The sequence below is a fragment of the Gilliamella sp. Fer4-1 genome, assembly GCF_001690515.1.
Taxonomy (GTDB): domain Bacteria; phylum Pseudomonadota; class Gammaproteobacteria; order Enterobacterales; family Orbaceae; genus Gilliamella; species Gilliamella apicola_C.
The window spans coordinates 1-2078 of record NZ_LZGZ01000105.1; the positions used below are offsets into that span (position 1 = coordinate 1).

The 2078-nt window shown below is 31.6% G+C and carries 2 protein-coding genes and 1 pseudogene; 2 read left to right on the top strand and 1 reads right to left on the bottom strand.

Going from position 1 to position 2078, the window contains the following annotated elements; all coding sequences use genetic code 11:
* Window positions 1–438, top strand: a 438-nt coding sequence (locus tag A9G30_RS03895; protein WP_065588118.1) for an SLATT domain-containing protein, incomplete at its 5' end; no start/stop codon positions are given.
* A 10-nt stretch (window positions 439–448) separates the two neighbouring features.
* On the top strand, window positions 449–1732 hold the full coding sequence (locus tag A9G30_RS03900; RefSeq protein ID WP_065588119.1) for an SMODS domain-containing nucleotidyltransferase: 1284 nt from the start codon (window positions 449–451) through the stop codon (window positions 1730–1732).
* A gap of 69 nt (window positions 1733–1801) precedes the next feature.
* Here A9G30_RS03900 and A9G30_RS03905 read toward each other — a convergent pair.
* Window positions 1802–2031, bottom strand: a pseudogene (locus A9G30_RS03905) (IS3 family transposase); the annotation flags it as partial.
* Window positions 2032–2078 lie beyond the last annotated feature (47 nt).

Here is a 2078-nt window from a genome sequence, read left to right on the forward strand (position 1 = left end):
GTTCAGATTATACTATCTGCAATTATTAGTTGTTCAATTGTATCTATACTTTTTTATGATGAATTCTACTCAAAAGCTATTAGTGCAGTGCTGTCCGGCGTACTAACGGGAATAAATTTGTACTTAAAAAATTCTAATTTATCCGAACATACTAAAGAGCATCAAAAAGTTGCTCATGAACTATGGAAGGTAAGAGAGGAATATGTTTCATTACTCACTGATTTAGATGAATTAGATAAGAGTGTGATGGTTAAAAAAAGAGATGAGTTACAAAATCGTACTTATGAAATTTATAAGAATGCGCCAAAAACTGATTCAAAAAGTTATAAAGAAGCTCGGAAAGTGTTAAAAAATGAAGAAGAACAAACTTTTTCCAAAAAAGAATTAGATCTTATGTTACCACCTGCTTTAAGAAAAAATAAAACTAATCTTAGATAAGGAATTGATAATGTCAGTTACTGATATGTTTAAAGAGTTTTTAGCTAATTTAAAAATTGATAACTCTGAACAAATTACTTCTCGTTATGAGGAAATTACTTGCTGTCTCAATAAGAAGTATAGATGCAGTGACGCAAAAACAAGTAATAGGCTGCAAATTGGTTCTTATGGTAGATGGACTGCTATTAAAGGTATTTCTGACCTAGATATGCTTTATATTATGCCTAATTCAAAATGGTATGACTATCAAAATTCAGGAGGACAGTCAAAACTTCTAAAAGAGATTAAAGATGTAATTCAACGTAGATATCCAACAACAGAGGTAAAAGTTGATAGATTAGTTGTAACAGTGACATTTAATAATTTCTATATTGAGGTACAACCGGTTTTTGAACTTGATGATGGTAATTTTCAATATCCCGACACTTATGATGGTGGTAGTTGGAAAATAACTAAGCCCCGTGAAGAAATTTCTGCAATGAAAGAGTTTGTTGATAATAAAAATAACAATCTCCGTTGCTTATGCAAAATGGTGCGTGCATGGAAAAATAATCACGGTATTGCCATGGGAGGATTACTTATTGATACATTAGCGTATAACTTCTTAAATAGTAATACTTATTATGATGATAAAAGTTTTTCTTACTATAATCATTTAAGTAAAGATTTTTTTGAGTTTCTAAAAGATCAAGGGGATCAAGATTATTATCTTGCATTAGGAAGTCGCCAACAAGTTAAAGTTAAAAAAAAGTTTCAACAAGCAGCAAAAAAAGCTTATGAAATGTGCCTAGATGCTATTGATTCTGGTGGTAATGATATTGCATATGATAAATGGAGAAAAATCTATGGTTCGGCATTCCCTTGTAGACCAAAACAATTATCAGAATCGCGAGCTCAATTATCTTATAATTTTAGTAATACAGAAGAATTTATTGAAGATAAATACCCTATAGATATTCGTTATAGTTTTAAATTAGATTGCATAGTTACACAAAATGGATTTAGACCATTCAGGCTAAGTTCCCATACTCGGAGATTATCAGTAAATAAAAGACTTAATTTTGTTGCATCTGATATTGATGTGCCAGAGCCCTATATTATAAAATGGAAAATCTTAAACATAGGTCAAGAAGCAGAACGAAGAGATTGTATTAGAGGGCAGATCCTTAATGATAATGGAAATAAAGAGAAAATTGAGTCAACCAGTTTTACTGGAGATCATCTGGTCGAATGCTACGTTATAAAAAATAATATTGTTGTTGCAAAAGAAAACATTATTGTCCCCATAGAATAGTACTTGTATGCATTGTACTAGCTCAAGCCTAATCCGACAGTTACCAGTTTTTATTGGGTCTCTGTCAGGTTAAATCTGGTTCAGATTTTTTTCTTCCCAGTTCCGTTTTCCATCAAGCAATGTTTCCATTGGTGTTCGACCACAGCACATTTTTCCCTGTATCCCAGATGAGCTCGTTCATTATTGTAATAATGCAGCCAATTGTCCAGATCTGTTTGGAGTGTTTCTAAATCTGAATAGCGCTTTTTACGAAATGTCACCATATAAAACTCATGTAAAATATTTTTATGAAAACGCTCGTGTAACTACCCCTAAAATAGTACAGCAGATTTATTACCTAAAACTT